Here is a 23,500-nt window from a genome sequence, read left to right as displayed (position 1 = left end):
CCCTCCTCTTGAAGATTATATCACGGGTCATGCAAGCGTTTGCAATCATGTCGTAAAAAAAGACTTGAGCCCCAAAAAGGATGCCTCAAGTCTTTCTTGTCACTCGTATGAATTGATCAATTGAATCACTTCGTCGGAATGGTCCATATTTGCTGCTAATTCACCCGGCGTCATTCCGTCTTCGTTTTCAAGCGATACGTCTGCCCCGCTATCAAGTAATAACGTGATTGTTTCTACATCGACGTTCTCACTATAAAGGAAATTATGGAGCGGCGTGTCCCCGTAATCATCTTGCATGTTCACATCCGCTCCGTTCATCACCTCTTCTTCCACCGCATCATAACTGGCATTGTCGTACGCCAATTCTTGGAGCGGCTCCACAGCCATCTCATCGGCGAATCCTTCGCCGAACGGTGAAGCGGCAAGGCCCGTGAACCCGTCACTCATGACGAGCCACGCGATGATGGCCCCGTTGACGAGCACGGTGACGACAATCGTTCCGATGATTGAGGCTTTGACATAACCAGCCGTCTTGAACATCGGCACGTTCGCCTCACCGGCATGCGTGGCAATAGCGGCGATCCGTTTCGGCAATGTCGGATGCGTCGAAATCAGTTCGCTATATTTGGCGATGAACCCGTTCTCACGGCTTGCTTCATATAAATAGTCGAACTCGTTCACTTCTTTGGCGAGCTTTCCGCCGACGGCGAGGATGGTGAGCGCTCGTTTTGAAGCCGCTTCGTCTTGAATATAATGCGCGGCCATCCGGTCGCACGTATATTCGCAAGCGCGTGAATACGCTGTCCCTAAAAATGGAACGATATTCCCGAGCAAGACGAGCCACTGTTTTTGGACGTGATTGCGGCGGATGTGCGCGAGTTCATGCGCGATGACGAACTCGACTTCTTTCGTCTGACCGTTCCGCGACAGTTCCACGACGTCCGAATACAAGATGATCATATTCTTTTGGAAGAATCGGGTCGCGAACGCGTTCAAGACCCCGCCCGCCTGTAAAATATAGACGTCTGGCAACAAACGGATACCCATCCCTTGTCCGACGCGCTGATACATCTCATGCAGGTCGGCGAATTGTAGCTCCGTCACTTTGACCCCGTTCGTCCGAATATAGCCGATTTGAATCCAGTGTGCGAACATCGACAGCGAGACGATTAGCCCGATGATCCACAGGAAGATACCGAGTGAGGCAATCGTCAAGACGATTCCGACAATAATTGTCAGGATGCTCATCGCGACAAGCAGTCCGAAATACAATTGTTCGTGCTTATGTACCAATTTTGAATGATTCATGTCATTAACTCCTTCATTTTCCAATTACCGTCTTTATTATACGGAATCTCACACGTAAAACAACAAAAAAATAGAAACTGACGAAATGTCAGCTTCTAACGTAATTCGAGAACGAACAGTTGATCGTCTTCCGCTCCTGGATTTCCACGGCCGTCCGTATTGTTCGTGATGTAATACAGGCGATCATCTTCTAACCAGACGTCACGGATGCGACCTTGATCCTCGACGAGCGGAATGACTTCGCGCGTCTCACGGTCGATCGCGACCAAACGATTCCCACGCAACGTCGCCATATAGACGTACTGATTGTCGGCAACGACGCCAGATGGCGCCCATGACGTTCCTCCGACCTCAAACCAAGGCGTCTCGAGACCGTCTTCCGTCTCATCGGCCTCGATGATCGGCCACCCGTAATTGTTTCCTGGCTCGATGATGTTCACTTCGTCATGACCGGATGCCCCATGTTCGCTCGCATAGAGCACGTCTTCGATGACGGTCAACCCTTGCGGATTCCGATGGCCGGACGAATAAATCCAATCGACCGGGTCCCCTTCGCCGGACAACGGCACGCGCAGGATTTTCCCGGCAATCGATGTCTCATCTTGAGCGAGGTCTGGGACGAGTGCGTCTCCGGTCGTGACCCAAATCACGTCACCGTCGAGTAATAAGCGTCCGCCGTTATGAAACTGCGCTCCAGGAATGTCTTCCAAGACGATGTCCGTCTCTTCAAATCGTTCTCCGTCCCACGTCAATTCGACGACCCGGTTCCGCACATCCCCAGGTATCCCGTACGTATGATAGGCGTACAGCTGTCGCGACGTCGCAAAGTCATCCGCGAGAGCAAGACCAAGTAGTCCGCCTTCCCCGATTTCAAGCACATCTTCAGTCAGTTCGACCGGTTGACGCGAGACGTTACCGTCAGCATCAATGACAGCAATCGTTCCCCCGCGCTCTGAAACGAGCCAACCGTCCTCGGTTCGTGTAATCGACCATGGGACGTCGAGCTGTCGCGCAATCGATTCGTTCGCCCCAACCGATAACGCGTCATCTTCGTTCGGCGCAACTTCCGTCGATTCAGCCGGTTGTTCGATCGGGGTTTCCTCTTCTTGGACCGCATCGTCCGCCGGATCAGACGCACAACCGGCAACAAAGACGAGTGACAACATGAGTAACCATCGTTTCAACGTGACCGCCTCCTTTCCCCCATCATACCGCGCTTTTAGGCGTCGCGTGAAGGTTCGGGTGGGCGGGCCGGTAACCGAAGCGCGATGAGCAAGGCGATGAACGCCGCGAGCGCCGCTCCGACGAAGACACTGTTCAGTCCCGAGGCGATCAACTGCTCACCTTGCAGGCGAACACCCTCGTCAAGCGTGGCACTCGCCGCCTGGTTGAAGAACGATTCGAGCGAGGCACTGCTCAACGTTTCGTCGTTCCGGAATCCGCTCAAGACGATAAAGTTGAACATCGCCCCGAACACCGCGACTCCGAGCGTCTGTCCGACCGTACTTAAAAACGAGTTCGCCGCTGTCGCTGTCCCGCGCTGACGGTATGACACGACCGTCTGCAACACGACGATGAACATCGGTTGTGACAAACCGAATCCGACGCCGATGATGGCGACGGCGAGGTACACCCAGACGTCCGAACTCGATGGAGTCATCAGCGTCAAGATGACCGTCCCAATCAAGAGCAGGCCCATCCCGAAGACAGCTCGTCGTCGCGGTGATGCCGCTCCGAGCGTCCGTCCGCCGATAATCGACGTGAACGTCCATGCGACCGAGAGCGGCATGAGCATAAAGCCCGCCTCCGTCGCCGATTTACCAAGTACAGCCTGCGCCCAAATCGGGATGTAGGCTGACATCGAGACGAGCACCCAAGCAGCAAAGAAGACGGCCCCGTTGATGGACGCGATAATCGGCTGCTTCAACAGCTCGAGCGGCAGGAGTGGTGTCTTGGCCCGGCGCTCCGACATGAAGAAGCTGACGAGCAAGATAAGACTGAGCACAGCGCTGACGACGACCGGTAACGTCAAGATGTTCGTTTCACTGAACGTGATCAAGGCGTACAAGAATGCGGTCGTCCCCCCGGCGAACAGGAGTGCCCCTTTTATATCGATCCGTTCGGTCGTCTCGGCGACCGTCTCTTTATAAAATGTGACGATCATGATGAACGATAAGAGCGCAAACGGAACGTTCAACAAGAACACGTAGCGCCAAGACAACGTCTCGACCAAAAATCCTCCAATGACCGGTCCGAGTACACCGGACACGCCCCACACCGCGCTTAAAATCCCTTGGATCTTGCCGCGCTCTTCATACTTATACAAGTCCCCGATAATCGTCATCGAGATCGGCAGGACCGCACCGGCACCAAGACCTTGTAGCGCCCGAAACACGATCAACTGCTCCATCGATGTCGCTAGACCGCACAAGAGCGAGGCGAGTGTGAACAGCCCGATCCCAAACAAGAGGACACGCTTTCGACCGAACAAGTCGGCGACTTTCCCGTAAATCGGTGTCGACACCGCGGTAAATAGTAAGAAGGCGGCAAATACCCAACTAACGAGCGCCGCGCCATTCAACTCGCTCGCAATGACCGGCGTCGCGACCGAGACGACCGTCCCTTCAATCGCTGCCAAAAAAGTCGCAAGCAGTAGTGCGACCGTAACATTCTTTCTCATCTGTTCCATCTCCCCACAAAAATAGTGGCGCCGGAAGGCTCCGACCACCACTTCAACTGTCTATTATTTTGTGCGAGCGGCGTCTGTTTGACAAGCCTCAACTTCCGGTTCGAAAAAGAAGTTTTTAATTTCGGCGTAAGCGGCCTGTTCATCTTGAACGAGGACACGTCCTTCCAGCCGGCCGGCATCAAGCATCCAGACTTCGTCAGCAAGCCTCGCCGCCACATCGAGCTGGTGTGTCGAGAACACGATTGTCGTCCCGCGGTCGGCCTCTTCCCGCAACAGTCGGCCCAATACATGCATCCACGTCGGGTCGAGACCGTTCGTCGGCTCGTCTAGCAGTAAAATGTCAGGTTTCGTGACCAACGCTTGAGCGAGCAGGAGACGTTGCCGCATCCCTTTCGACAACATCCCGACCTGTTGCCGGGTCTTGGCGTCAAGCCCGACACGGTTCAATAGAGACGCATCCGGTTTGACTCCTTGAAGCAACGCGTAATACGCAAACGTCTCACCGACGGTCCACGACGGATCGAATGCGAAATCATCAGGCATATAACCAAACGATTGATTATACGATTTTCGACGGTCACGCGTCTCCCCGTTCAACGAGACATGACCGACACTCGGTGCGAGCGTACCGTTCAACATGTTCAGTAGCGTCGATTTCCCAGCCCCGTTGCTTCCGCATAAGGCGACGACCCGACCGTCGGCAATCGCTCCGTCAAGCGGATGGAGCGACCATACATCGCCATAACATTTACCGACCTGTTCAAGCTGAATCATGTCGTCCCTCCTGTCGAAGTAACCAAGCTGTCCCGAACCACAACACAAACACGACACTCAAGATTGCGATGCCGACGGTCAAACTACCGAGTGGGTCGCCGAGCCAGCCGATAAACGTTTCATAGACGGCCCCAAACAGGTCAGGTGCCGACAAGACCGAGCTCACCCAGACGCGCAGCAGCTCAAATCCGTTCAAAAACAGAAGCCCGACCATCGCACTCGCTTGCGACCCGTAAGGCAGCCAAGCAATCGTTGCCACGAGGAGCGTCGGCCAAAGTAAAACGAGGACGACCCAGACGATGAACGAGAGGAGCACGGCTCGAAGCCTCGTCCGTCCGACGACGCTGATGAACGTGCCGATCGCGGCACCGTATGCGGTGAGCCCGAACGCATACACCCATAGGACGAACCACGTCTCGAGCGGCATCGAAACAAGGAACGAGGCGAGCGCGAACGCAAGCGTGATGATGAGTCCTTGCGTCGCCAGGAATGCGCTGTAACGCATCCAGACCACGCGGCGCATCGACACCGTGAACGTCGAGACGAGTCGCATCCGCTTTGATTCACGCTCATTGCCCCACTGCAGTGCCGTCGTCAACATGACGAGGAGCGGTAACACGAGCCCGATCACCGTGACGAGTGTCGCGCTGACGTTCGTATACGCCGTCGCCACCGGGATCGCTTGGCCGAGACCACCCAGCAAGACGAGTGTCAGTACCCAAGCAAGCAAGAAGACGTAACTTTCTTTCTGACGCAGCGTACGGGACCATTCGATCCGCCATAACATCGCTTACTGCCCGTGACCGTCAGATGACTCATCCGAATCGTGCGCGTCACTCATGTCGCTCGCTTCGCCATCGTCGTCCGAGTTCATTTTTTTATGACCGTTCATCTCGCCGCGTTCCCACGTGTGTTCTTTCAAGTCGTCTAAATCCATCACCATGCCGCCATTCTCTTCGGCATACGTCTCCGCGTCCGCTGCTTTTGCGAACGAGACGATGTTATAAGCCATCGGCGTTTTCGCTTCTTTATTATAGACAAACGTACCTTCATCTAAATCGACCCAGTCCATCGTATTGTAGTCTTTCACATACATCGCCGCGATGTCCTCTTCCGTTTGCTCAGGGTACCAGTCACGCATCAAACAACCGATATCGTCGAACGCATAGCCTTTCCCGTTGTCCATAATCGCTTCGGCAGCGAATTGTTTATCCATCACTTTCATCTTGCACACTTCACACTCGGTCTCGCCCCATTCGATATCGAACGGTTCCGCCGCAGCGCTCGAACACGCCCCAAGTGCGAGCGTCAAACTTGATGCGGCGAATAGTCCTGCCATTTTCTTATACGTAGTCATATCGTTTCCTCCCAAATATCCATAGTAAAACCATCATTCCGGTTAAAGCGACCGCTCCGAACGACCCGTTCCACTCAATGCGAAACGCGGACACAATTGGCCCTGCGTCCGTGAGTGTGACCTCGTCCGGGCTACGGAGCACACGTTCAAGCACGGTTAGCCCCGGGGCACCGTACAGCAACTCGAACGCTTCATATGAATCGGCCAATAAAAACAAGTACGGGTCGGCCCGAAACGGGATCTCACTGAACCCGTCGCGTGTCAAATCGAGCGTCTGTCCGCCCCAATCGTTTCCTTGAATCACATTGTCTGCCGACTCAAACGAGACGACCGGATACCGATTGCCGGTCAAGTCATTCCCTGCCATCGTCATCCCGTTCGCCGACTTCAAGCGCAGTCCTACATCATTGCCGTTTACACCGTTGTCATGAATCGTCGTCCACTCCGATTTTTCCGCATAAATCCCGATCCGATTGCCGAAGATCGCGTTGGCACGCAACGTCGTCTCGACTGCTTCAAACAACATGATCCCGGTCGCCGTCGCGCCGACTTGGTCATGGATTTGTCCGTTCTCGATGACGACGCGCTCTGTCCCCATGATCATCGCACCTGCTCCGTTGCGCCGGAGGTTCGGCAAATTGATCGACACGTCTGTCGGAAACATGAGATGGACACCGTATCTAGCATCAGCAACGCTCGGTCGAATCAGCTGGTGACCCGACCCGTTCTCGATGTAGATCCCGTCACGGACTCGGTCGATGACCGCCCCTTTGATCAAAGCCGCTTCGCTGTTCAATAGCGAGATGCCCTCGTGTTGATTAGACCCCGAGATGACGGGACGGACGAGCCTTACCCCGTAGCTGTCTTCCACTACGATACCGGTCCCGGACGCTTCGACGGTCACATCGATCAGCTGATGGCCAAGCCCTGAGACTTGTATGGCAGCCACGTCCGTCTGCCGGCACTGTTCGACCAAAACATTCTCGAGCACCGCCCCGGTCCCTTCTAACCGAAACGCCGGTTCATTGCAGCTGACGAAGCGTTTCCCCGCACCGTCAAACGTCTCATTCGAACGGACCACGATCGGTTCGTCAAGCGTCACTAAATCGGACTCCGCGTGGACAGACGGGGCTGCGAACAACAAGCCGATGAGCAATCCAAGTTTTAGTTGTCTCATAACCCCTCCTCTTGATCAATCGCTTACAAAACATATTGTACGAAAACCTAGGGGGGTATGTGTGTGCTTTTTATGGGATTCCTGTGACAGTTTCTTCATAAAAAAAACACAAGCGGCGAAAGGGTCAGTTCGCTGCTTGTGTTTTCTTTATTTAGCTTTATCCATCCATACTTTTGTGAAGTCTTGGAGCATCTCGTCACCGGTCTTCTGACCGCCGACGTACGCTTGCATCAAGGCACCATACTCGTTGACCGCGCCGTCCGGATACTTGAACCAGTTCCATGAGATCGTCTTGCCTTCGTTCGAATAGGCAAGGATATCGTCAGCGAGTGGTCCGAGGTCGTTCGCTTCGATCGACTTGAACGCCGGGATGAACTTGAACTTGTTGACCATGTAGTCTTTTCCTGTGTCTGACGTCGCCATCCACTCGAGGAAGTCTTTCGCTTCTTCTTTATATTGTGAGTTTTTGTTGACGACCCAGTTATTCGGGACGCCGACCGGCAAGCGGTCCATCTTCTCTTTATCATCATTGATCGGAATCGGTACGAAGCCCATCTCGATGTCCGGATTCACGTCGAGAATCATCTGTTGGGCCCAGTTGCCTTGCTGGAGCATCGCTGTCTCGCCTTGGGCGAACTGTGTGACTTGCGTGTTGTAGTCTGTCGTGAGCGGGTTCTTGTTGCCGTATTTGATGGTCAGGTCGAACAGTTTCAAGAACTGTTGGAACTGCTCATTGTCTTCGAACTTCTCTTTGTTGTCGTTGAGCGCTTGGATGAACGCATCGGGATCATCTTGTTGTGCCATCGGGATGTTGAGCAAGTGGATGCCGAGAATCCAAAACTCCGCGTAGCCGACCGAAAACGGGGTGATGCCCGCCTTGTCCAACTTTTCAGCCGCATCCGTCAATTCAGACAGCGTCTTCGGCAGTTCACTGATGCCCGCTTTCTCAAACAGCTCCTTATTGTAGATGAAACCGTAGCCTTCAAGGTTCATCGGCATACCGTACAGTTTCCCGTCCATCGTCATCGGTTCTTTGGCCACTTCCGTCAAATCACCGACCCACTTTTCATCCGACAAATCTTCCAACTTATCTTTCCACGTCTGTGCTTCCGTGAAGCCACCGTTGTTAAAGATATCCGGTTCATTGCCAGATGCGAATTGCGATTTGAGCGCGGCACCGTAGTCGGCTCCGCCGCCGACCGTTTGAACGGTCACTTTGACGCCCGTCTCTTCTTCATATTCTTTCGCCATCGCCTCGAGATCTTTAGCGATTTCAGCTTTAAATTGGAAGACGTTCAACGTCACATCTTTTGAGTCACCGCTATCCGCGTTCTCGTCAGCCGACCCTTCCCCTTCTGTGAGCGATCCGCCCCCGCAGGCAGCGAGCGTCAATACCATGCCAGCCGTCATCACAGCTGTCGATAATCTCCATTTGCGTTTCATCTTGCTTCCTCCCTCGGTGTGTAAGTCGACTAAAATAATCGATCCAATCAGTACACCCTTACTTTAAATGAAAACGCTTCCATTATGTAGGTGTCAAAATTGACGTGTAGGGTGGAAAATGTTGTACAGAAAACCAGGACTTTCTCGTAAGAAAGTCCTGGCTCATTTGCTTCTATATAATTACAACAGGCTAATTCCAGCTTCTTCGCACGCCGCGACCATCTCGCTCGGCCAGACCGACGATTGGACTTCACCGATATGACGGGCCCGGAGCAGATACATGGCGACACGTGACTGGCCGATTCCGCCTCCGACCGTAAGTGGGAGACGTCCTTCGAGCACGGCTTGATGGAACGGATACTTCCGCTTCTCTTCCGCGCCAGCTGTCACCAACTGTTCAGCGAGCGCTGTCTCATCGACACGGATCCCCATCGACGACAGTTCGAACGCCGTCTCGAGTTCTGGGTGCCAGACGAGAATATCGCCGTTGAGCGACCAGTCGTCATAGTCAGCAGCTCGGCCATCATGTTTCTCTCCTGAGGCGAGCGCGCCTCCGATTTGGGAGAGGAAGACCGCGCCATGCTCTTTACAAATCGCATGTTCCCGTTCTTTTGGCGTCAGCGTCGGATACAGGTCTTCTAGCTCTTGGCTCGTCAAGAAGTGAATCGACTCAGGGAGAATCGCTTCGATCGCGTATGCCGACTCGACCGACCGTTCCGTTTCAAGCAAGGCCGCATAAATCGATTCGACGGTCGCTTTCAAATAGTCGGTCGTCCGGTGTTCCCGGGCGATGACGCGTTCCCAGTCCCATTGATCGACATGAAGCGAGTGTGTCGCGTCGAGTTCTTCGTCGCGGCGGATCGCACGCATCTGTGTATACAACCCTTCGCCAACTTTGAACCCGTACCGGCCGAGCGCTTCGCGCTTCCATTTCGCAAGCGACTGGACGATTTCAAGCTCATGTCCCGGATATTGCGTGTCAAACTGAATGATGCGCTCGACGCCGTTCAAGTGATCGTTGACTCCGCTCGCCGATGTGACGAATAGCGGTGCCTGTACTTGCGTGAGACCTAGCGCCGTGCTGAACTTGTCCTCGAACATTGCCTTTACCGCCGTGATTGCCTGTTGTTTTTCCTTCATCATGCTTGTTGCTGTCGTTGTCATTTTGTCTTCCTCCAATTGTGGGATTTGGGACGGAGCAATAGAAAAAAGCCCTCCAATCCCATGGACTATGGGACGGAAGGCTTCAAGCTCCGCGGTGCCACCCAAATTAGTAGACGAATCTACTCACTTTTTCGAGACGAACATCTCGTAGTTCCGATAACGGGGAACGGTCCGGCTACGTCTACTTGCAAAGCGTTCGGGTAGCGACTCCAGGAGGTTCTTCGACAGAGATTTCAGTCCGGGCTCTCACCTTCCCCGGCTCGCTTTGCTTACGTCTTCTGTGTACTCGTCCTTTCAATGTCGTTCACAATTGAATTGAACTTATTATTATAAATATTCAGACGAATGTCAACAGCTTTTCTAAAAAAAATTCTCCCCCGTGTAGCGGACGAGGGAGATCCCTTGGGAAGGGTTATTTGATCGAACCGCTCGTAATCCCTTTGATGATATGCTGTTGCATACCAAAGAAGAAGATGAGGAGCGGAACGATCCCAAGAACTAAACCAGCGAGTGCCAAATCCCATTGTTTCGTATATTGTCCGAAGAAATAGAACGTCGCGAGCGGGATCGTCCGCAGTTCAATGTCTCGGAGGACAAGTGAAGGTAACAGAAAATCGTTCCAAATCCATAGGCTGTTCAAGATGACGATCGTTACCGTGATCGGTTTCAAGAGCGGGAACACGATCCGCCAGAACAGCCCCCATGTCGAGCAACCGTCGATGATGGCCGCCTCTTCGATCTCTTCCGGGATCGATTTCATGAAGCCATGATATAAGAACACCGAAATACCTGACCCGAACCCGAGATACATGACCATCAGTCCCCAATGACTGTTCAATAGACCGAGCACGCTCGATACTTTTACGAGCGGAATCATGATCGATTGGAACGGGATGACCATCGCCGCGACGAACAAGAAGAAGATGACGGTCGAGATCCAATGTTTCGTACGGACGAGCTTCCATGCCGCCATCGACGTGAAGATGACGATGACGATGTTCGCGCCGGCCGTGATCAAAAGCGAGTTCAAAAAGACGCGGCCATAGTTCATCGCCTCCCACGCTTCCGTATAGTTCGATCCGAGCCAGACGTTCGGGAGTGCGGACGTGTTCGTATAAATCTCAGCAATCGACTTGAACGAGTTGACGATGACGTAATAAAACGGGACGAGATACAACAGTCCTAGTAAAATAGCGACCAATTCGATGAGGCCAAGGCCGGTCGTATATCCGCTCGTCCGCAGCGGCTTTTGCGGCAACTGCCGTCTCGGCGTCTGATCTATTTTTGGTTCGAACTGTTCAATTTTTTCCGTCGTCATGCCTGCACCTCCCGTTTTTTCGTCAAATACACTTGGGTGACGGTGATCGCCGCGACGACGAGGAAGAAGATGACCGCTTTCGCCGAGCCAAGACCGTAATTGTTGTTCACGAACGACTCTGTATAAATGTTCAAGGCGAGCATCTCGGTCGATTTGAACGGTCCTCCGTTCGTGAGCGACAAGTTCGTATCGAATACTTTGAACGACCAGGAGATCGTCAAGAACAGACAGATCGTAATCGATGGCATGATCATCGGGAGCGTGATATGATGCAACATTTTCAACCGGTTCGCCCCGTCGATCCGGGCCGCCTCGAGCAAATCCGTAGGCACGTTCTGCAGCGCCGCGATATAGATGACCATCACGTAGCCCCCGCCTTGCCAGATCGCGACGATGACGATTCCCCAAAACGCTGTCTGGGCGTCGCCGAGCCAAGGCAGCTCGAACAGGCTCCAGCCGGTCAATGATCCGATCGACTCGAATCCTTTCACGTAAATGAATTGCCAGATGAAACCAAGGATAAGTCCGCCGATCAAGTTCGGCATAAAGAAGACCGTTCGCAATATATTTCGCGTCTTAATATTCATCGTCAACAACAGCGCCAATGAAAAGCCGACAATGTTCGTCATGATGACGGCCACGATCGTGTATTTCGTCGTGATCCAAAACGACGAACGGAACTGGGCGTCCTCGAACAAGAGTCGATGATAGTTATCCCATCCGACAAAGTTCAACTGACCGGTCACCCCGTTCCAGTCCGTGAAACTGTAATAGATCCCGTTAAAGAACGGGATGAGTACAATGGCCACGAACGCCAAAAAGGCCGGACCGACAAATCCGATAAAGCTTGCCGGCTTCTTCCAATTCCGTCTCTGTTTGCTTCGCTTCGGTGTTTCAATCATCTTCATCGCCTCCACTATCAATTTACCTACAATGAAATGAAATGAAAACGGATACATTTGACGGAATGGGTGGAATATATTGAACTCAATTAGTGAATTTGCAGAACTGATGCGTTATGATAAAGTCAATGACAATACGAACGAGCCAGTTTATATTAGAGAAACGATCCAAATTATGGCTCGAATCACGAATGAATCAAACATAATATTAGTAAAACGTTCGAAAGTGGAGGGAATTTATACATGACGACAATCAAACCGTTATCTGACTTAGCGATCGCCCAACAAGCGGACATGCTCCCCATCAAGCAAATCGCTGAAAAGCTCGGCCTACAAGAAGATGATCTCGACCTTTACGGGAAATACAAAGCAAAACTGTCGTTCGATTTGCTCGAACAAGTGAAGACCCGAGCAGACGGCAAGCTCGTCCTCGTCACAGCCATCAATCCGACGCCCGCCGGAGAAGGAAAATCGACGGTCACCGTCGGACTCGGTCAAGCGTTGAACCGACTCGATAAACAAGCGATCGTCTGTCTCCGCGAGCCGTCACTCGGCCCGACGATGGGGCTAAAAGGCGGAGCGGCCGGCGGCGGATTCAGCCAAGTCTTGCCGATGGAAGACATCAACCTCCACTTCACGGGTGACATGCACGCCATCACGTCAGCCCACAACACGATCAGCGCCATGCTCGACAACCACCTTCATCAAGGCAACGACCTAAAAATCGACGTTCGGAAAATCGTCTGGAAGCGCGTCCTCGACTTGAACGACCGTGCCCTTCGCCACGTGACGGTCGGACTTGGCGGAGCCGCACACGGTGTCCCGCGCGAAGACGGTTTTGACATCACCGTCGCCTCAGAAATTATGGCGATCCTTTGCCTCGCCGATTCGCTCGCCGATTTAGAGGCGCGTATTAAGCGGATCGTCGTCGCCTACGACTTCGATAATGAACCCGTCACGGCTGAACAGATTGGTGCGGCCGGTGCGGCCACACTCTTACTGAAAGAGGCGTTCAAGCCAAACTTGGTCCAGACACTTGAACAGACCCCGGCTCTCGTCCACGGCGGCCCGTTCGCGAACATCGCGCACGGCTGTAACTCGCTCATCGCGACAAAGACTGCCTTGAAGCTCGGCGAATACGTCGTCACCGAGGCCGGCTTCGGAGCTGATCTTGGCGCCGAGAAGTTCTGTCATATTAAATCGCGTATCGGCAACTTAAGTCCTGATGCGGTCGTCCTCGTGGCGACAGTCCGCGCGTTGAAGATGCATGGTGGTGTCGCCAAAGACCAACTCCACATCGAAAACGTCGAGGCCGTCACAAAAGGCATGGAGTTGCTCGCCAAACATGTCGACACGATGACAAAGCTCGGTTTGCCAACCATCGTTGCCTTGAACCGCTTTAATTCAGATTCGATCGCAGAGCTCGACACTGTGCTCGACTGGTGCGAAACGCATCAAATCCGCGTCGCCCTCAGCGAAGTTTGGGCGAGCGGCGGACAAGGCGGACAAGCACTTGCCGAGGCCGTCATCGAGACAGTCGAGTCGAACGAAGCCATGCTCACACCACTTTACGAGCTGACCGATTCGATCGAACAGAAGATTACGACGATTGCCCGAGAAGTTTACGGAGCGGCCGGCGTCACGTTCACCGCTACGGCGAAAAAGCAAATGGCTCAAATTAAAGCGAACGGATGGGACGATTTGCCGATCTGTATGGCTAAAACACCGTTCTCACTATCCGACGATCCGACAAAACTCGGATACGTTCAAGGATTCACGGTAACCGTACGAGAGTTGAAACCGTCGGTCGGCGCCGGCTTCCTCGTCGCCTTGACGGGTAACGTCTTGACGATGCCAGGACTGCCAAAACATCCAGCCGCTCTCAACATGGGCATCGACGAGACAGGTAAGGCCATCGGATTGTTTTAATCCACACGACAACGGAGGGATGACTTTGGACGTCATTGAGCACACGTACGCAGACGGGTACCGCACGCACGTATTGCATGTCCCGGCAACGAACCCGATTGGAAATTGTTTCTTGTTTCACGGCATGCTCGAACATCACGGCAGGTATGTCGAATTCGCCGACTTTATGGCAACAACTGGATTTAACGTTTTTGTTTGCGATCTCCGCGGAGCTGGGAAATCGGCGCGTGCTCAATCCACATACGCTCACTTACTTCCAAAAGAAGGATTTGACCAAATGGTCGAAGACGCTACCGCATTGATCGGTCACTACCAAAATGATTTGCCGACGTTTGTAGTCGGACATAGTTTCGGTTCTTTGCTCGTCCGTCGTCTCGGTCAAATCATGGGTCATAACCTAGCCGGCATCGTCGCCATTTCACCGCCTCCCGGCTCTGGTTTCGTCGGCCGGCTCGGGCTTTATGCCATCGGGTCGGCAATTCGAACGAAAGGGAGCGATTACCACTCTCGCCTGTTCGAACGTCTCTTGTTCGGGCGCTACAACTTAAAATTCTTCCCCGCGAAGACGGAGAACGATTGGATTTCTAGCGTCCCGGAAGAAGTGGCCTCTTACCGCAGCGACCCAGACTGCGGCGGTATCCCGACACTCGGTTACTTATATGAAGTAGCTAGCGCTTCGCTAGAGGTCACATCCCTCGCCCGTATCCATGAACATCCGAAGACGCTCCCAATCCTCTTCGTCGCCGGGACCGACGACCCGGTCGTACACGACGGGGAAGGGTTGAAAGGGATTGTTCGAAACTATCAGGCAGCAGAAGTCGAACTGACGGTGTTGTCTTACGACAATGCGCGTCACGAAGTGCTCCGCGAACGGCAACGCGACGAAGTGTGGACCGATATAAGCAGTTGGCTCTTGCGCAACCTCTAATCTAATACATGGAAAAACCTCCTATTAAATGGAGGTTTTTTTATTTTTACATTTTAAGCCAACGACTTTCTAATTCATTTACCTTTTTTGAAATTTTTCATCTTCTTTCCATTTTTTAAGTGCGCTATACTTAGACCGCGTACTACGAAGAACACTTATATATTGAAGTATATGGAATGAAAGGGGTAACACATTGAAACCAACTATTACACGATTGAGCGCGGCCGTCCTCATCTCTAGCACAGTATTGAGTATGATTGGACCGAGCGAGTCATATGCAGCAACATACGAAGGCACGGTGAATACCTCTATTTTGAACGTCCGGTCGTCTACGTCGACTTCGGCAGCAATTGTCGGCAAGTTGACGAAAGGGACTGCTGTACAAGTTTATTCGACAAGCAACGACTGGGCGCAAATCGAGTTTCAAGGTCAGAAACGCTACGTTTCTTCCTCGTACTTAACGTTGAAGTCTACCGTCACGAAAGCGGCAACAACCAAAACGTATACAGCTAATGCGACCGTCAATATGCGCTCTGCGATGACAACGAGCGCTTCAATCGTTACAACGATCCCAAAAGGTGCGACCGTCACTTACATATCGACGCACGGCGCGACGGGATCATGGTTCAAAGTCACATACGGCGGGAAAACTGGCTATGTGGCTCAACGCTACTTCTCTCAAGTAGGAGGCGGAACCGTGGCACCCCAAGCGAACCCGACGCATAGTACGACAACAAACACGACGATGCATAGCTCGATGACTTCAACGTCCCCGACCCTGATTGCAATCCCGAAAGGGGCGAAAGTAACGTTCCTCTCGGAGCATGGCGCGACCGGGTCATGGGCCAAAGTGACATTCAGCGGGAAGACGGGCTATGTCGCGAAACGGAACTTGCAGCCGCTCGTGACGGTCGAACCGACAACGATGTATGTCAAAACAAAATCAAGTCTTTTCAGTTCGATGTCAACTTCAGGAAAAGTAGTCGGCACACTACCAATCGCGACAAGCGTTAAATTGATCTCGACACACGGCGCAACCGGGTCATGGGCTAAAATTACGGCCGGCTCGTTAACAGGTTACGTACCGATGCGAAACTTATCTGAGTCACAAGTCGCGGAACCCGTCACACCTTACTACGCTAAACAGACGGCAACGATGTACTCTTCGACTTCGACGCGTGGAAACGTCCTTCAAACGATTCCAGTCGGCGCAAAAGTCGATCAACTGTCGGCGCACGGCGCGACGGGTTCATGGTTCAAAGTCCGTTACGCGAACACGACCGGGTATGTCGCAGCACGTAACTTCTCGCTCACAGCCCCGTCGACTTCGACCGAACAATACGGGACCGAACGCGAGGTCAGAATCTCTGTCGAGAACAACGGACCGTTGAACGTCCGCGAAGAAGCGACGACGAGCAGTGATAAAGTTGGCGAACTTCCAAGCGGCACGATCGTGAAAGTGAAGCCCGTCTTGAATACCGATTGGGGACTGATAACGAACGGTGGATTTGCCGGGAGCTATATTCACCTTGCATATACGACGGCCGTCACGACACCACCACCAGCGAACGGGATCCAGCGCGTCGTATCCTACACAAGCTATCCAATCTCTGTTCGCACAATGGCAGAACGACAAATGGCTCAATTCGGTCAGACCGATGCGCATCGCTATGCCAAAGCTTATTTGCCACGTTCATGGGTAAAAGTTGACGGAAGTACCGGGACGATCGTCAATAATAACATCCGGGTCATCTCAGGTGTTGGGGCCGCTCTTAAAACGACTGCTTCTTCTAGTGCGGCGACACTCGCCACGATTCCGAACGGGACGACGCTTGAATATGTGAGCCGGCAAACGGTCGGCACAACCATTTGGTACCGTGTCAAATACGGGACGATGACTGGTTACGTGACACCAAGCTCGGTCGTTGGAGAAGCCAATATTTTAAGCCGGGCTAGTCTCACGTCACACGCGTATGGTCAAATCAATCCAGGTGAAACTGTGACGATCACAGGACAAGATGGAAATTACTACACCGTGTCTTACAGTAGACCGTCTGGCCATAACATTCGTATTTTTGATAACACATGGCGCCGTGCCTCAGTGGCGGACATTGAACCGTACGTCAATCCGAGCAATATGTCCCAAGACTCGCAGGCGTTCTATCAATTCCTTGACTTGTCGAAGAGTGCCGGAACGACCGCGACGACGTTGAATAGCGTTTTGACGAACAGCGGCACACTCACGGAGCAAGGACAAGCGTTCATCAATGCAGCCAATCAGTATGGCGTCAACGAAATCTACTTACTTGCGCATGCTGTCCACGAAACAGGACACGGTAAGTCAGTCCTCGCTCAAGGGGTCCCGGTCGATAAAGACGGGAATGCGTTGATTAACTCGAATGGGACACGCATTTATCCAGATCGCGAAGAAGTTGCGAAAGTATACAATATGTACGGCATCCAAGCAGTCGACAGCAGTCCATTAACGACCGGTGCCAAATTCGCTTTCGAACAGAAATGGTTCACGCCGGAAGCTGCCATTGTCGGGGGCGCTTACTGGATCGGAGCAAGTTATATCAATCATCCGACACATAAACAAAACACACTCTATAAGATGCGCTTCAACCCGGCCGCCCCTGGCAACCATCAGTACGCAACAGATATCGGTTGGGCGACGAAACAAACGACACGTATCTTCCAGATTTATCAAAACCTCGATTCATACACGCTCCACTTCGACGTACCAAAGTTCCAATAACGAACAAGAGACACGAGCCAACTTGGCTTCGTGTCTCTTTTCATGTCCATTCGATGGAATCGACGATCGCTTCGATCTCTAACTTTTCATCCGTCTTCTTGTCGGCGACGTACGTCAAAAACAACAGGCGCTTCCCGTCCGTGAGCGACCAGACGTCCAAATACATGTCGTCTTCAATCCCGCTCGCGTAAGCCGTCGTCATGCCGCCCGATTGATCCGTCACGCTCGGTGCGACTTTAATGTCGATCGGGAACTCCCCTAAAAAGGTATTCAGTTCTTGCAGCGCCGCATCTTCAGGGGCCTGGGCCTCCTCTGCTTCATAGATAGACATTTGAAGCGTGCCTTGCGCATCTTCCTCCACCGAATAGAAGCTGACGTGATCCTCTTCTTCATTGTATTCATAGTGCTCTGGGTAGGATAAACGAAGCCACCCGTCGATTTCGTATTCTTTCATGCTAATTGCTCCTTCGTTTTCTTGAATGTCAGGCCGGTGACCATTTTGGCTTGCAGCGCATATTTGAGCCGCTCCGTCACGTAAAGGCGTTGGCTGTTTCGATCTTGGGCGATCATATGTCCGCATAAATCCATCCGAACCGTTTGTCGGGACAGAAAGTAGAGACGATCCTCGCTTAACGGACGATATTCACCGGAATCCTCGAGGTGCTCGATCTCAAATCGGCGTAAGACGTTGAGCGCGCAATAGTGGTCGGTCTTGCCGGTACTCGTATGCAGTTCAACCCGGACGAGCTGGATGTCGTACGGACATAAATTCATAAAGATGGGTCCGATTCGTTCATGGATGAGCAAGACGCCCATATCCGTCTCAATCAAATCGGGTAACGCCCCCGCGTCTTGGGAGATGCTCAAGACGACATAGGGTCGTTCAGTCGGTGCGAGCAGTTCCCCTTTAAAAAAGCGGAACCGTTGGATGCCGGTCAATACGCGGGCCCGCCAAGCGCTGCCACGGGCTTCCGCTTCAATCCGATACAGTCGTTCTCGACTCACGACTACTCCCCCTTCAATTGTTTGAGCGCTTCGACGAATCGTTCCCACTCTTGATCGTCGCAGACGATCTTACTTTCAATTCCCCATTCTTCCTCGATTTTCAAACGTACCTCGTTCGTTTCAACGTGGCGCGTGAGATGCAACGCTCCGATTTGAACGAACATCGGCTCGATGACCAACGTCTCGGTCGGTGAACTGACCCATTTTAGCCGGTCAGTCCGTAAAATCACATGCCACATCGACTCATGCCGCACCGAGAACGTCCATTGACGGAGCGTTACAGTTTGTTCGACTTGTTTCGCCTGGTTCATCATGCGAAACCCTTCACTCATCATCTTCAAATAAGATTTTCGTTCGCTCATGCCCGTCCCACTCCCCTCTTCTATTATCTTAGCAAGACCACCTATCCGCCACAACTAATGTTTTTTCGAAAAAGGGTTTGCAAAGGTTAAATCGTGTGCTATTATATTACCGTAACGTTAAGCGTTTCGCGGGTGTAGTTTAATGGTAAAACCTCAGCCTTCCAAGCTGATGACGAGAGTTCGATTCTCTTCACCCGCTCCAATTTTAAATTTCATACTTGAATGTGCGGGTGTAGTTTAATGGTAAAACCTCAGCCTTCCAAGCTGATGACGAGAGTTCGATTCTCTTCACCCGCTCCAATTTCCGACATATTCGCGAGGCTTAACTCGCACACATAACCACATGGTGCACACCATGTAACGAGCAGGAGGTCATTCGACTTCCTGCTCTTTTGTTTTTTGACGTAATGCTTAAACGCAACCGATTCGGGAAAAGAATTGGAGATATGAAGGAGGGATCACCATGATTCAAGTCCGCCTACAGCCATTTACCGTTTATGAGAGTGCTTTAATGCGAACCACATCGACTTTGATCGACACTGAAGACAGCCTCATTTTAATCGACCCGAACTGGTTGCCAGAAGAAGTTGCGACCATCCGTCGCGACATCGAGTTGAAGCGACAAGGTAAGAAATTGTACGTCATTTATACGCACCAGCACTATGACCATATCATCGGCGCTTACGCTTTCCCTGATGCGACCGTGATTGCTTCAAAAGCGTTCGTCGAAACAGACGCCAGCGCTCAACTTGAAGAGATTAAAACGTTCTACGAACAGTATTACATCGACCGCCCGATTCAAAAGCCGGTCGTCGACATCATCATCTCCGAAGACAGTACGGTCGATCTCGGTGCTACCCCGATCACGTTCTACTTGACGCCAGGACATGAAGCGACCCATATGTCACTCATTGTCGAACCGTTGCGCCTGCTCGTGTGCGGTGATTACGGATCGAACATCGAACCACCGTTCATCGAGCACGACGCGGAAGCGTATCTCGAATCGCTTCAAAAACTTCAATCCGCCGTCTACGAACACGAGATCCGTTGGCTCATCCCGGGCCACGGCGACCTATGCGATGACCGCAGTAAGATGATCGAGCGACTGAGCGCTGCCGAAGAATATATCCTCGCTTTGCCTGAAGAACGCGTCTGGTCCCCGCTTTGGCCTGAGCACGCCTTTTTTAACCGGGTTCACGAACGCAATCGAAAATATGTCGAACAAAAAGAGCATGAGCGCGAGGCACGCCAACGTGACTATTGACGCACAAAAAATCGCAACGTCTCCCCAAGACGTTGCGATCCCCCTATGTAAACCTATTTCTTTGTGATGCGTTCTGAACGGACCGTGAACATACGGTCAATCCCATAAATCGTCACTCCGGTAAGAGCGAGCAATCCGATCATAGCTGATGAAAACATTGACCATACCCCCATTGTTCACAAATTCGTCATAATCACCCCGTGCCTTCATTATAGAAGAAAACATTTCAAAAAGAAAGCGTTTTCTTCAAACTTTCTTCACAATTGCTGCTCGTTGTTTACTTCTCCTTCGTTTGTGTAGCAACATTCAAATATGTGTAGGTTTTATGGAATGTGGGAATACACTCTATAAGAATAAAAGAGACAGAAAGCTGTTCGCTGAGGAGGAAGAGGCATGATCAAATATGGCACGTTGGTGCGAGTCGAGGGGAAATACGCCGTGTTACGTTGGAACAACGGCTCAAGTTTTATCCCACGACGATTCTTGCCATCAGAAGCACGGGTTGGCGATACGATCATTCGAGATAACCACCATTATTATCTCGAAGAAGACATGACACCGAATTTCGATGCGCTCATCAAACAACATTATAAAAAGTAAACAAAGACAGACCGGTTCTCTTCCAGTCTGTCTTTGTACGTTCATTTTGTCTGTTCGCGTAACCAGTTAAAGTCGACCGGACCGACTTGTTTGGCTGTGATCACACCGTCCGGACCGACGACATACGTTGTCGGCAAAGCGACGACGCGGTACGTCTTCTCCACCGTGCCTGCTTCGTCCAATAATACCGGGAAGCTGACCGGGACTTCTTTCAAAAACGCCTCGACGTCTTGTTTCCCGCGTCGCTCATTTTTCGTGACGTTCACCCCGAGCACCGGAATCCCGGTTTCTTCACCGAACTCGATCAATTCCGGCAGTTCTTCTCGGCAAGGCGGGCACCACGATGCCCAGAAGTTTAAGACGACTTGCTGTCCTGCGTACGCATCAAGTGCCAACGTTTCCCCTTCGATTGTCTCCAGTTCGAAGGCGGGCGCGCGTTGACCGATCTCGAGACCACCGAGAACCGTGTCGTCCGTCGCGACACGTTCAGTCTGTTCGCTCGCTTGACTCGCCTTGTATTCGTCATACCCTTTATAGCCCAGACCGGCGATCAGTCCCGCCATAATCAATCCAATAGCCAGTTTATGAAATCGCATCATTTACCCCTTGTTCTCTGTCCTATTCATTTCTAAACTTAACTTATCACATTCACTCAAAGGAGCGGAACTATCGTGCAACTTCACAATGAAAAAGTCAGTGTCACTTTGAAAGCGCAAGGCGCGGAAATGACGAGTTGGAAAGTCGACGGGACCGAGCTACTCTGGCAAGGCGACCCTACGTATTGGGGTCGACAAGCCCCGATTTTATTCCCGTTCGTCGGACGGTTGTTGGATGACCGTTACTTATATGATGGCTTGACGTATACGATGAGCCAACACGGATTCGCTCGCGATGAGACGTTCGAAGTCGCAGAATCGTCTGATACACACGTCCGCTTCGTTCTCCGTGACTCGGTCGAGACACAGAAACACTATCCGTTCCCGTTCGAACTTCACGTGGACTATCGACTGATCGGCGAGGAATTGAACGTGACATATCGCGTCCGAAACGGCGGCGACGAGGTGTTACCGTTCAGCATCGGCGGACACCCTGCCTTCAATATCCCGTTCGCGGGCGGGGTGTTCGAAGAGTATACAATCGATTTCGGTGAGACGCGCTCACTTGATCGCTTATTGTTAGAGGGTCCTTATTTGACCGGCGCCTATCAACCGCTCGGCGAACGCCGCTACATCCCGCTCTCGCATCACTTGTTCGACCAAGACGCTTTAATTTTCGAAAATATCGAGTATGCTGCACTGCGCCACCAACCGAGCGGTCGCGCCATCGTCATGGAGTGCCCGACATTCACACATTTCGGGATTTGGTCACCGCCTCAGTCTGACGCCCCGTTCGCCTGCCTCGAACCTTGGTTCGGTCATGCCGACTATAAAGGACATCGTAAAGACATCCGGCAAAAAGAAGATATGCAGTTGCTCGCACCGAACGAAACGTTCGAAGCGACTTACACGCTCTATACGGAATGAAAAAACGTGCTGACCGCATTGGTCAGCACGTTTTCGTTAGAAGCGACTTTCTTGTTCCGCCTCATACTCTGAAGGCGGTTTTTTCATGACGATTGCGAGCACGATATAAATTAACAAGCCCGGTCCGCCGAATAAGGCGAGTACGACGAAGATGATCCGCATCAACGTCACGTCTACTCCGAGGTACTTCCCGAGCCCCGAGCAAACGCCTGCTATCATTTGGTCAGACGGATCTTTGTACAGTTTTCGTTCCATCAAGACACCTTCTCCTTCATTTTTTCGGTCATCGCTGTGGTCGACGAAGTGTCGTTCTTCCAGCTGTCGCGGCTTCGCCTCGACTATCAAAATCGAGTGCATCGTTGATCGGTGTACTTCCTGATCTAATTTCAATCCGACGTCCGTACAAGCCCCGATTATCGAGCGAGGCAGCAATGACTGTCGCGACGTCCGTCTCGGAAATCGTGGCGCCTGAGGCGTCACTTAAGTCTTCTGAAGCTTCGATCGACCCTTTTCCAGGTCCATCTATAATTGCCACTGGGCAAATGATCGTGTAGTTCAAGCCGCTATGTTCGATATACTCATCGGCCGCATTATTCGCAGACAAGAAGTTGTAATGTTCTTTCGGGCCCGCGTCTGGTCGATCGGCACCGTATGCGCTTAGTAAGACCACGTGACGGACGCGCTCTTTTTTAGCGGCGTCAATCGCTTTCATCGCGACGTTCCGGTCAAGCAGTTCAATCTCTTTGCTCGTGCCTTCAGCACCTGCTGTCGCAGCGACGATGACGGCGTCTTGGCCGGCGGTCGCCTCGTGAATCTTTTTATCAAGCTCTTTTTCAACATCGACGGTGAGCACGCGCGCACCCATTTTTTCGTACTCTGCTTGCAGTTCAGGATAACGAATTAAAGCGGTCACTTGATGCGTTTTCGCTAAACTTTTCAAGACACGTCTACCGATCTTTCCTGTTGCTCCAATGACTAAAACTTTCATTCAAATTTCCC

Annotated in this window: 23 protein-coding genes, 2 tRNA genes and 1 other annotated feature; of the genes, 8 read left to right on the top strand and 17 right to left on the bottom strand. The window is 52.1% G+C overall.

Annotated elements, in window-relative coordinates; translation table 11 throughout:
• Positions 1–99: 99 nt before the first annotated feature.
• The 11 genes from EVJ22_RS10725 to EVJ22_RS10675 all read right to left on the bottom strand — a co-directional run bounded on the left by EVJ22_RS10725 (position 100) and on the right by EVJ22_RS10675 (position 12,132).
• On the bottom strand, positions 100–1,308 hold the full coding sequence (locus EVJ22_RS10725) for a M48 family metallopeptidase (protein WP_131443904.1): 1,209 nt from the start codon (positions 1,306–1,308) through the stop codon (positions 100–102).
• A gap of 95 nt (positions 1,309–1,403) precedes the next feature.
• The gene (locus EVJ22_RS10720) at positions 1,404–2,492 is read right to left on the bottom strand and encodes a PQQ-dependent sugar dehydrogenase (protein WP_233589684.1); all 1,089 of its coding nucleotides are present in this window, start codon (positions 2,490–2,492) and stop codon (positions 1,404–1,406) included.
• Between the two features lie 35 nt (positions 2,493–2,527).
• Entirely contained in the window at positions 2,528–3,988 is a 1,461-nt protein-coding gene (locus tag EVJ22_RS10715) for an MDR family MFS transporter (protein ID WP_071399133.1), read from the bottom strand.
• Positions 3,989–4,051: 63 nt separating this feature from the next.
• Positions 4,052–4,771 carry an ABC transporter ATP-binding protein gene (locus EVJ22_RS10710; RefSeq protein WP_071399132.1) on the bottom strand — a complete coding sequence of 240 codons (720 nt, stop codon included), beginning with the start codon at positions 4,769–4,771 and terminating at the stop codon, positions 4,052–4,054.
• Positions 4,758–5,558, bottom strand: a complete 801-nt coding sequence (locus EVJ22_RS10705; protein WP_131443903.1) for an ABC-2 transporter permease — start codon at positions 5,556–5,558, stop codon at positions 4,758–4,760. Before EVJ22_RS10705 ends, EVJ22_RS10710 begins: the two co-directional genes overlap by 14 nt.
• A 3-nt stretch (positions 5,559–5,561) precedes the next feature.
• Positions 5,562–6,128 (bottom strand): nitrous oxide reductase accessory protein NosL, encoded by a 567-nt coding sequence (locus EVJ22_RS10700; RefSeq protein WP_070328887.1) that lies wholly within the window; start codon positions 6,126–6,128, stop codon positions 5,562–5,564.
• Positions 6,115–7,305, bottom strand: coding sequence for a right-handed parallel beta-helix repeat-containing protein (locus EVJ22_RS10695; protein ID WP_131443902.1), 1,191 nt, complete (start codon positions 7,303–7,305; stop codon positions 6,115–6,117). The genes EVJ22_RS10700 and EVJ22_RS10695 overlap by 14 nt, the downstream gene beginning before the upstream one ends.
• 147 nt (positions 7,306–7,452) lie before the next feature.
• Positions 7,453–8,748 carry an ABC transporter substrate-binding protein gene (locus EVJ22_RS10690; RefSeq protein WP_071399129.1) on the bottom strand — a complete coding sequence of 432 codons (1,296 nt, stop codon included), beginning with the start codon at positions 8,746–8,748 and terminating at the stop codon, positions 7,453–7,455.
• A 180-nt stretch (positions 8,749–8,928) separates the two neighbouring features.
• Positions 8,929–9,912 carry an aspartate--ammonia ligase gene (gene asnA / locus EVJ22_RS10685; RefSeq protein WP_070328884.1) on the bottom strand — a complete coding sequence of 328 codons (984 nt, stop codon included), beginning with the start codon at positions 9,910–9,912 and terminating at the stop codon, positions 8,929–8,931.
• A 65-nt stretch (positions 9,913–9,977) separates the two neighbouring features.
• Positions 9,978–10,219: a binding site (T-box leader), on the bottom strand.
• Between the two features lie 105 nt (positions 10,220–10,324).
• Entirely contained in the window at positions 10,325–11,230 is a 906-nt protein-coding gene (locus EVJ22_RS10680; protein ID WP_083274118.1) for a carbohydrate ABC transporter permease, read from the bottom strand.
• Entirely contained in the window at positions 11,227–12,132 is a 906-nt protein-coding gene (locus tag EVJ22_RS10675; RefSeq protein WP_199749331.1) for a carbohydrate ABC transporter permease, read from the bottom strand. Before EVJ22_RS10675 ends, EVJ22_RS10680 begins: the two co-directional genes overlap by 4 nt.
• Before the next feature lie 243 nt (positions 12,133–12,375).
• On the opposite strand from EVJ22_RS10675, the gene EVJ22_RS10670 reads away from it, so the two are divergent.
• The 3 genes from EVJ22_RS10670 to EVJ22_RS10660 all read left to right on the top strand — a co-directional run bounded on the left by EVJ22_RS10670 (position 12,376) and on the right by EVJ22_RS10660 (position 17,747).
• Positions 12,376–14,061 (top strand): formate--tetrahydrofolate ligase, encoded by a 1,686-nt coding sequence (locus EVJ22_RS10670; RefSeq protein ID WP_070328882.1) that lies wholly within the window; start codon positions 12,376–12,378, stop codon positions 14,059–14,061.
• A gap of 25 nt (positions 14,062–14,086) precedes the next feature.
• Positions 14,087–14,989, top strand: a complete 903-nt coding sequence (locus EVJ22_RS10665) for an alpha/beta fold hydrolase (RefSeq protein WP_084813048.1) — start codon at positions 14,087–14,089, stop codon at positions 14,987–14,989.
• 193 nt (positions 14,990–15,182) lie between these two features.
• Entirely contained in the window at positions 15,183–17,747 is a 2,565-nt protein-coding gene (locus EVJ22_RS10660; RefSeq protein WP_131443901.1) for an SH3 domain-containing protein, read from the top strand.
• A gap of 40 nt (positions 17,748–17,787) precedes the next feature.
• On the opposite strand, the gene EVJ22_RS10655 is transcribed toward EVJ22_RS10660, so the two are convergent.
• Genes EVJ22_RS10655 through EVJ22_RS10645 form a run of 3 tightly spaced genes read right to left on the bottom strand, consistent with a single transcriptional unit; the run spans position 17,788 to position 19,114 of the window.
• The gene (locus tag EVJ22_RS10655; RefSeq protein ID WP_070328880.1) at positions 17,788–18,201 is read right to left on the bottom strand and encodes a hypothetical protein; all 414 of its coding nucleotides are present in this window, start codon (positions 18,199–18,201) and stop codon (positions 17,788–17,790) included.
• The gene (locus tag EVJ22_RS10650; protein ID WP_070328879.1) at positions 18,198–18,752 is read right to left on the bottom strand and encodes a hypothetical protein; all 555 of its coding nucleotides are present in this window, start codon (positions 18,750–18,752) and stop codon (positions 18,198–18,200) included. The genes EVJ22_RS10655 and EVJ22_RS10650 overlap by 4 nt, the downstream gene beginning before the upstream one ends.
• A gap of 2 nt (positions 18,753–18,754) precedes the next feature.
• Positions 18,755–19,114, bottom strand: coding sequence for a hypothetical protein (locus EVJ22_RS10645; RefSeq protein ID WP_131441135.1), 360 nt, complete (start codon positions 19,112–19,114; stop codon positions 18,755–18,757).
• Positions 19,115–19,242: 128 nt separating this feature from the next.
• Between EVJ22_RS10645 and EVJ22_RS10640 the strand changes: the two genes are divergently transcribed.
• From EVJ22_RS10640 to EVJ22_RS10625, 4 genes are all read left to right on the top strand, one after another.
• Positions 19,243–19,316 (top strand) — tRNA-Gly (locus tag EVJ22_RS10640).
• A 24-nt stretch (positions 19,317–19,340) separates the two neighbouring features.
• A tRNA-Gly gene (locus tag EVJ22_RS10635) sits at positions 19,341–19,414 on the top strand.
• A 163-nt stretch (positions 19,415–19,577) separates the two neighbouring features.
• Positions 19,578–20,378, top strand: coding sequence for an MBL fold metallo-hydrolase (locus EVJ22_RS10630; protein WP_131443900.1), 801 nt, complete (start codon positions 19,578–19,580; stop codon positions 20,376–20,378).
• Positions 20,379–20,771: 393 nt separating this feature from the next.
• Positions 20,772–20,978 (top strand): DUF3006 domain-containing protein, encoded by a 207-nt coding sequence (locus tag EVJ22_RS10625; protein WP_016508383.1) that lies wholly within the window; start codon positions 20,772–20,774, stop codon positions 20,976–20,978.
• 41 nt (positions 20,979–21,019) lie between these two features.
• On the opposite strand, the gene EVJ22_RS10620 is transcribed toward EVJ22_RS10625, so the two are convergent.
• Positions 21,020–21,577: a TlpA family protein disulfide reductase gene (locus EVJ22_RS10620; RefSeq protein WP_233589683.1), complete on the bottom strand. Its 558-nt coding sequence runs from the start codon at positions 21,575–21,577 to the stop codon at positions 21,020–21,022.
• Between the two features lie 72 nt (positions 21,578–21,649).
• Here EVJ22_RS10620 and EVJ22_RS10615 point away from each other — a divergent pair, with 72 nt between their 5' ends.
• Positions 21,650–22,501, top strand: a complete 852-nt coding sequence (locus tag EVJ22_RS10615) for an aldose 1-epimerase family protein (RefSeq protein WP_233589682.1) — start codon at positions 21,650–21,652, stop codon at positions 22,499–22,501.
• Positions 22,502–22,537: 36 nt separating this feature from the next.
• On the opposite strand, the gene EVJ22_RS10610 is transcribed toward EVJ22_RS10615, so the two are convergent.
• A complete protein-coding gene (locus tag EVJ22_RS10610; RefSeq protein ID WP_016508377.1) occupies positions 22,538–22,756 on the bottom strand; it encodes a PspC domain-containing protein in 219 nt (72 codons plus the stop codon).
• Between the two features lie 28 nt (positions 22,757–22,784).
• The gene (locus EVJ22_RS10605; protein ID WP_071399121.1) at positions 22,785–23,489 is read right to left on the bottom strand and encodes an SDR family oxidoreductase; all 705 of its coding nucleotides are present in this window, start codon (positions 23,487–23,489) and stop codon (positions 22,785–22,787) included.
• Positions 23,490–23,500 lie beyond the last annotated feature (11 nt).

Origin of the sequence: Exiguobacterium sp. SH0S7, assembly GCF_004337195.1 — a bacterium.
GTDB lineage: Bacteria > Bacillota > Bacilli > Exiguobacteriales > Exiguobacteriaceae > Exiguobacterium > Exiguobacterium aurantiacum_A.
This window is presented reverse-complemented; position numbering and strand designations above follow the sequence as displayed.

Coding starts and splice junctions, on each gene's coding strand:
- EVJ22_RS10710 (WP_071399132.1), bottom strand. CDS start 4,771: ATGATTCAGCTTGAACAGGTCGGTAAATGTTATGGCGATGTATGGTCG.
- EVJ22_RS10700 (WP_070328887.1), bottom strand. CDS start 6,128: ATGACTACGTATAAGAAAATGGCAGGACTATTCGCCGCATCAAGTTTG.
- asnA (WP_070328884.1), bottom strand. CDS start 9,912: ATGACAACGACAGCAACAAGCATGATGAAGGAAAAACAACAGGCAATC.
- EVJ22_RS10645 (WP_131441135.1), bottom strand. CDS start 19,114: ATGAGCGAACGAAAATCTTATTTGAAGATGATGAGTGAAGGGTTTCGC.
- EVJ22_RS10705 (WP_131443903.1), bottom strand. CDS start 5,558: ATGTTATGGCGGATCGAATGGTCCCGTACGCTGCGTCAGAAAGAAAGT.
- EVJ22_RS10680 (WP_083274118.1), bottom strand. CDS start 11,230: ATGACGACGGAAAAAATTGAACAGTTCGAACCAAAAATAGATCAGACG.
- EVJ22_RS10655 (WP_070328880.1), bottom strand. CDS start 18,201: ATGAAAGAATACGAAATCGACGGGTGGCTTCGTTTATCCTACCCAGAG.
- EVJ22_RS10610 (WP_016508377.1), bottom strand. CDS start 22,756: ATGGAACGAAAACTGTACAAAGATCCGTCTGACCAAATGATAGCAGGC.
- EVJ22_RS10625 (WP_016508383.1), top strand. CDS start 20,772: ATGATCAAATATGGCACGTTGGTGCGAGTCGAGGGGAAATACGCCGTG.
- EVJ22_RS10675 (WP_199749331.1), bottom strand. CDS start 12,132: ATGATTGAAACACCGAAGCGAAGCAAACAGAGACGGAATTGGAAGAAG.
- EVJ22_RS10715 (WP_071399133.1), bottom strand. CDS start 3,988: ATGAGAAAGAATGTTACGGTCGCACTACTGCTTGCGACTTTTTTGGCA.
- EVJ22_RS10725 (WP_131443904.1), bottom strand. CDS start 1,308: ATGAATCATTCAAAATTGGTACATAAGCACGAACAATTGTATTTCGGA.
- EVJ22_RS10690 (WP_071399129.1), bottom strand. CDS start 8,748: ATGAAACGCAAATGGAGATTATCGACAGCTGTGATGACGGCTGGCATG.
- EVJ22_RS10695 (WP_131443902.1), bottom strand. CDS start 7,305: ATGAGACAACTAAAACTTGGATTGCTCATCGGCTTGTTGTTCGCAGCC.
- EVJ22_RS10620 (WP_233589683.1), bottom strand. CDS start 21,577: ATGATGCGATTTCATAAACTGGCTATTGGATTGATTATGGCGGGACTG.
- EVJ22_RS10605 (WP_071399121.1), bottom strand. CDS start 23,489: ATGAAAGTTTTAGTCATTGGAGCAACAGGAAAGATCGGTAGACGTGTC.
- EVJ22_RS10630 (WP_131443900.1), top strand. CDS start 19,578: ATGATTCAAGTCCGCCTACAGCCATTTACCGTTTATGAGAGTGCTTTA.
- EVJ22_RS10670 (WP_070328882.1), top strand. CDS start 12,376: ATGACGACAATCAAACCGTTATCTGACTTAGCGATCGCCCAACAAGCG.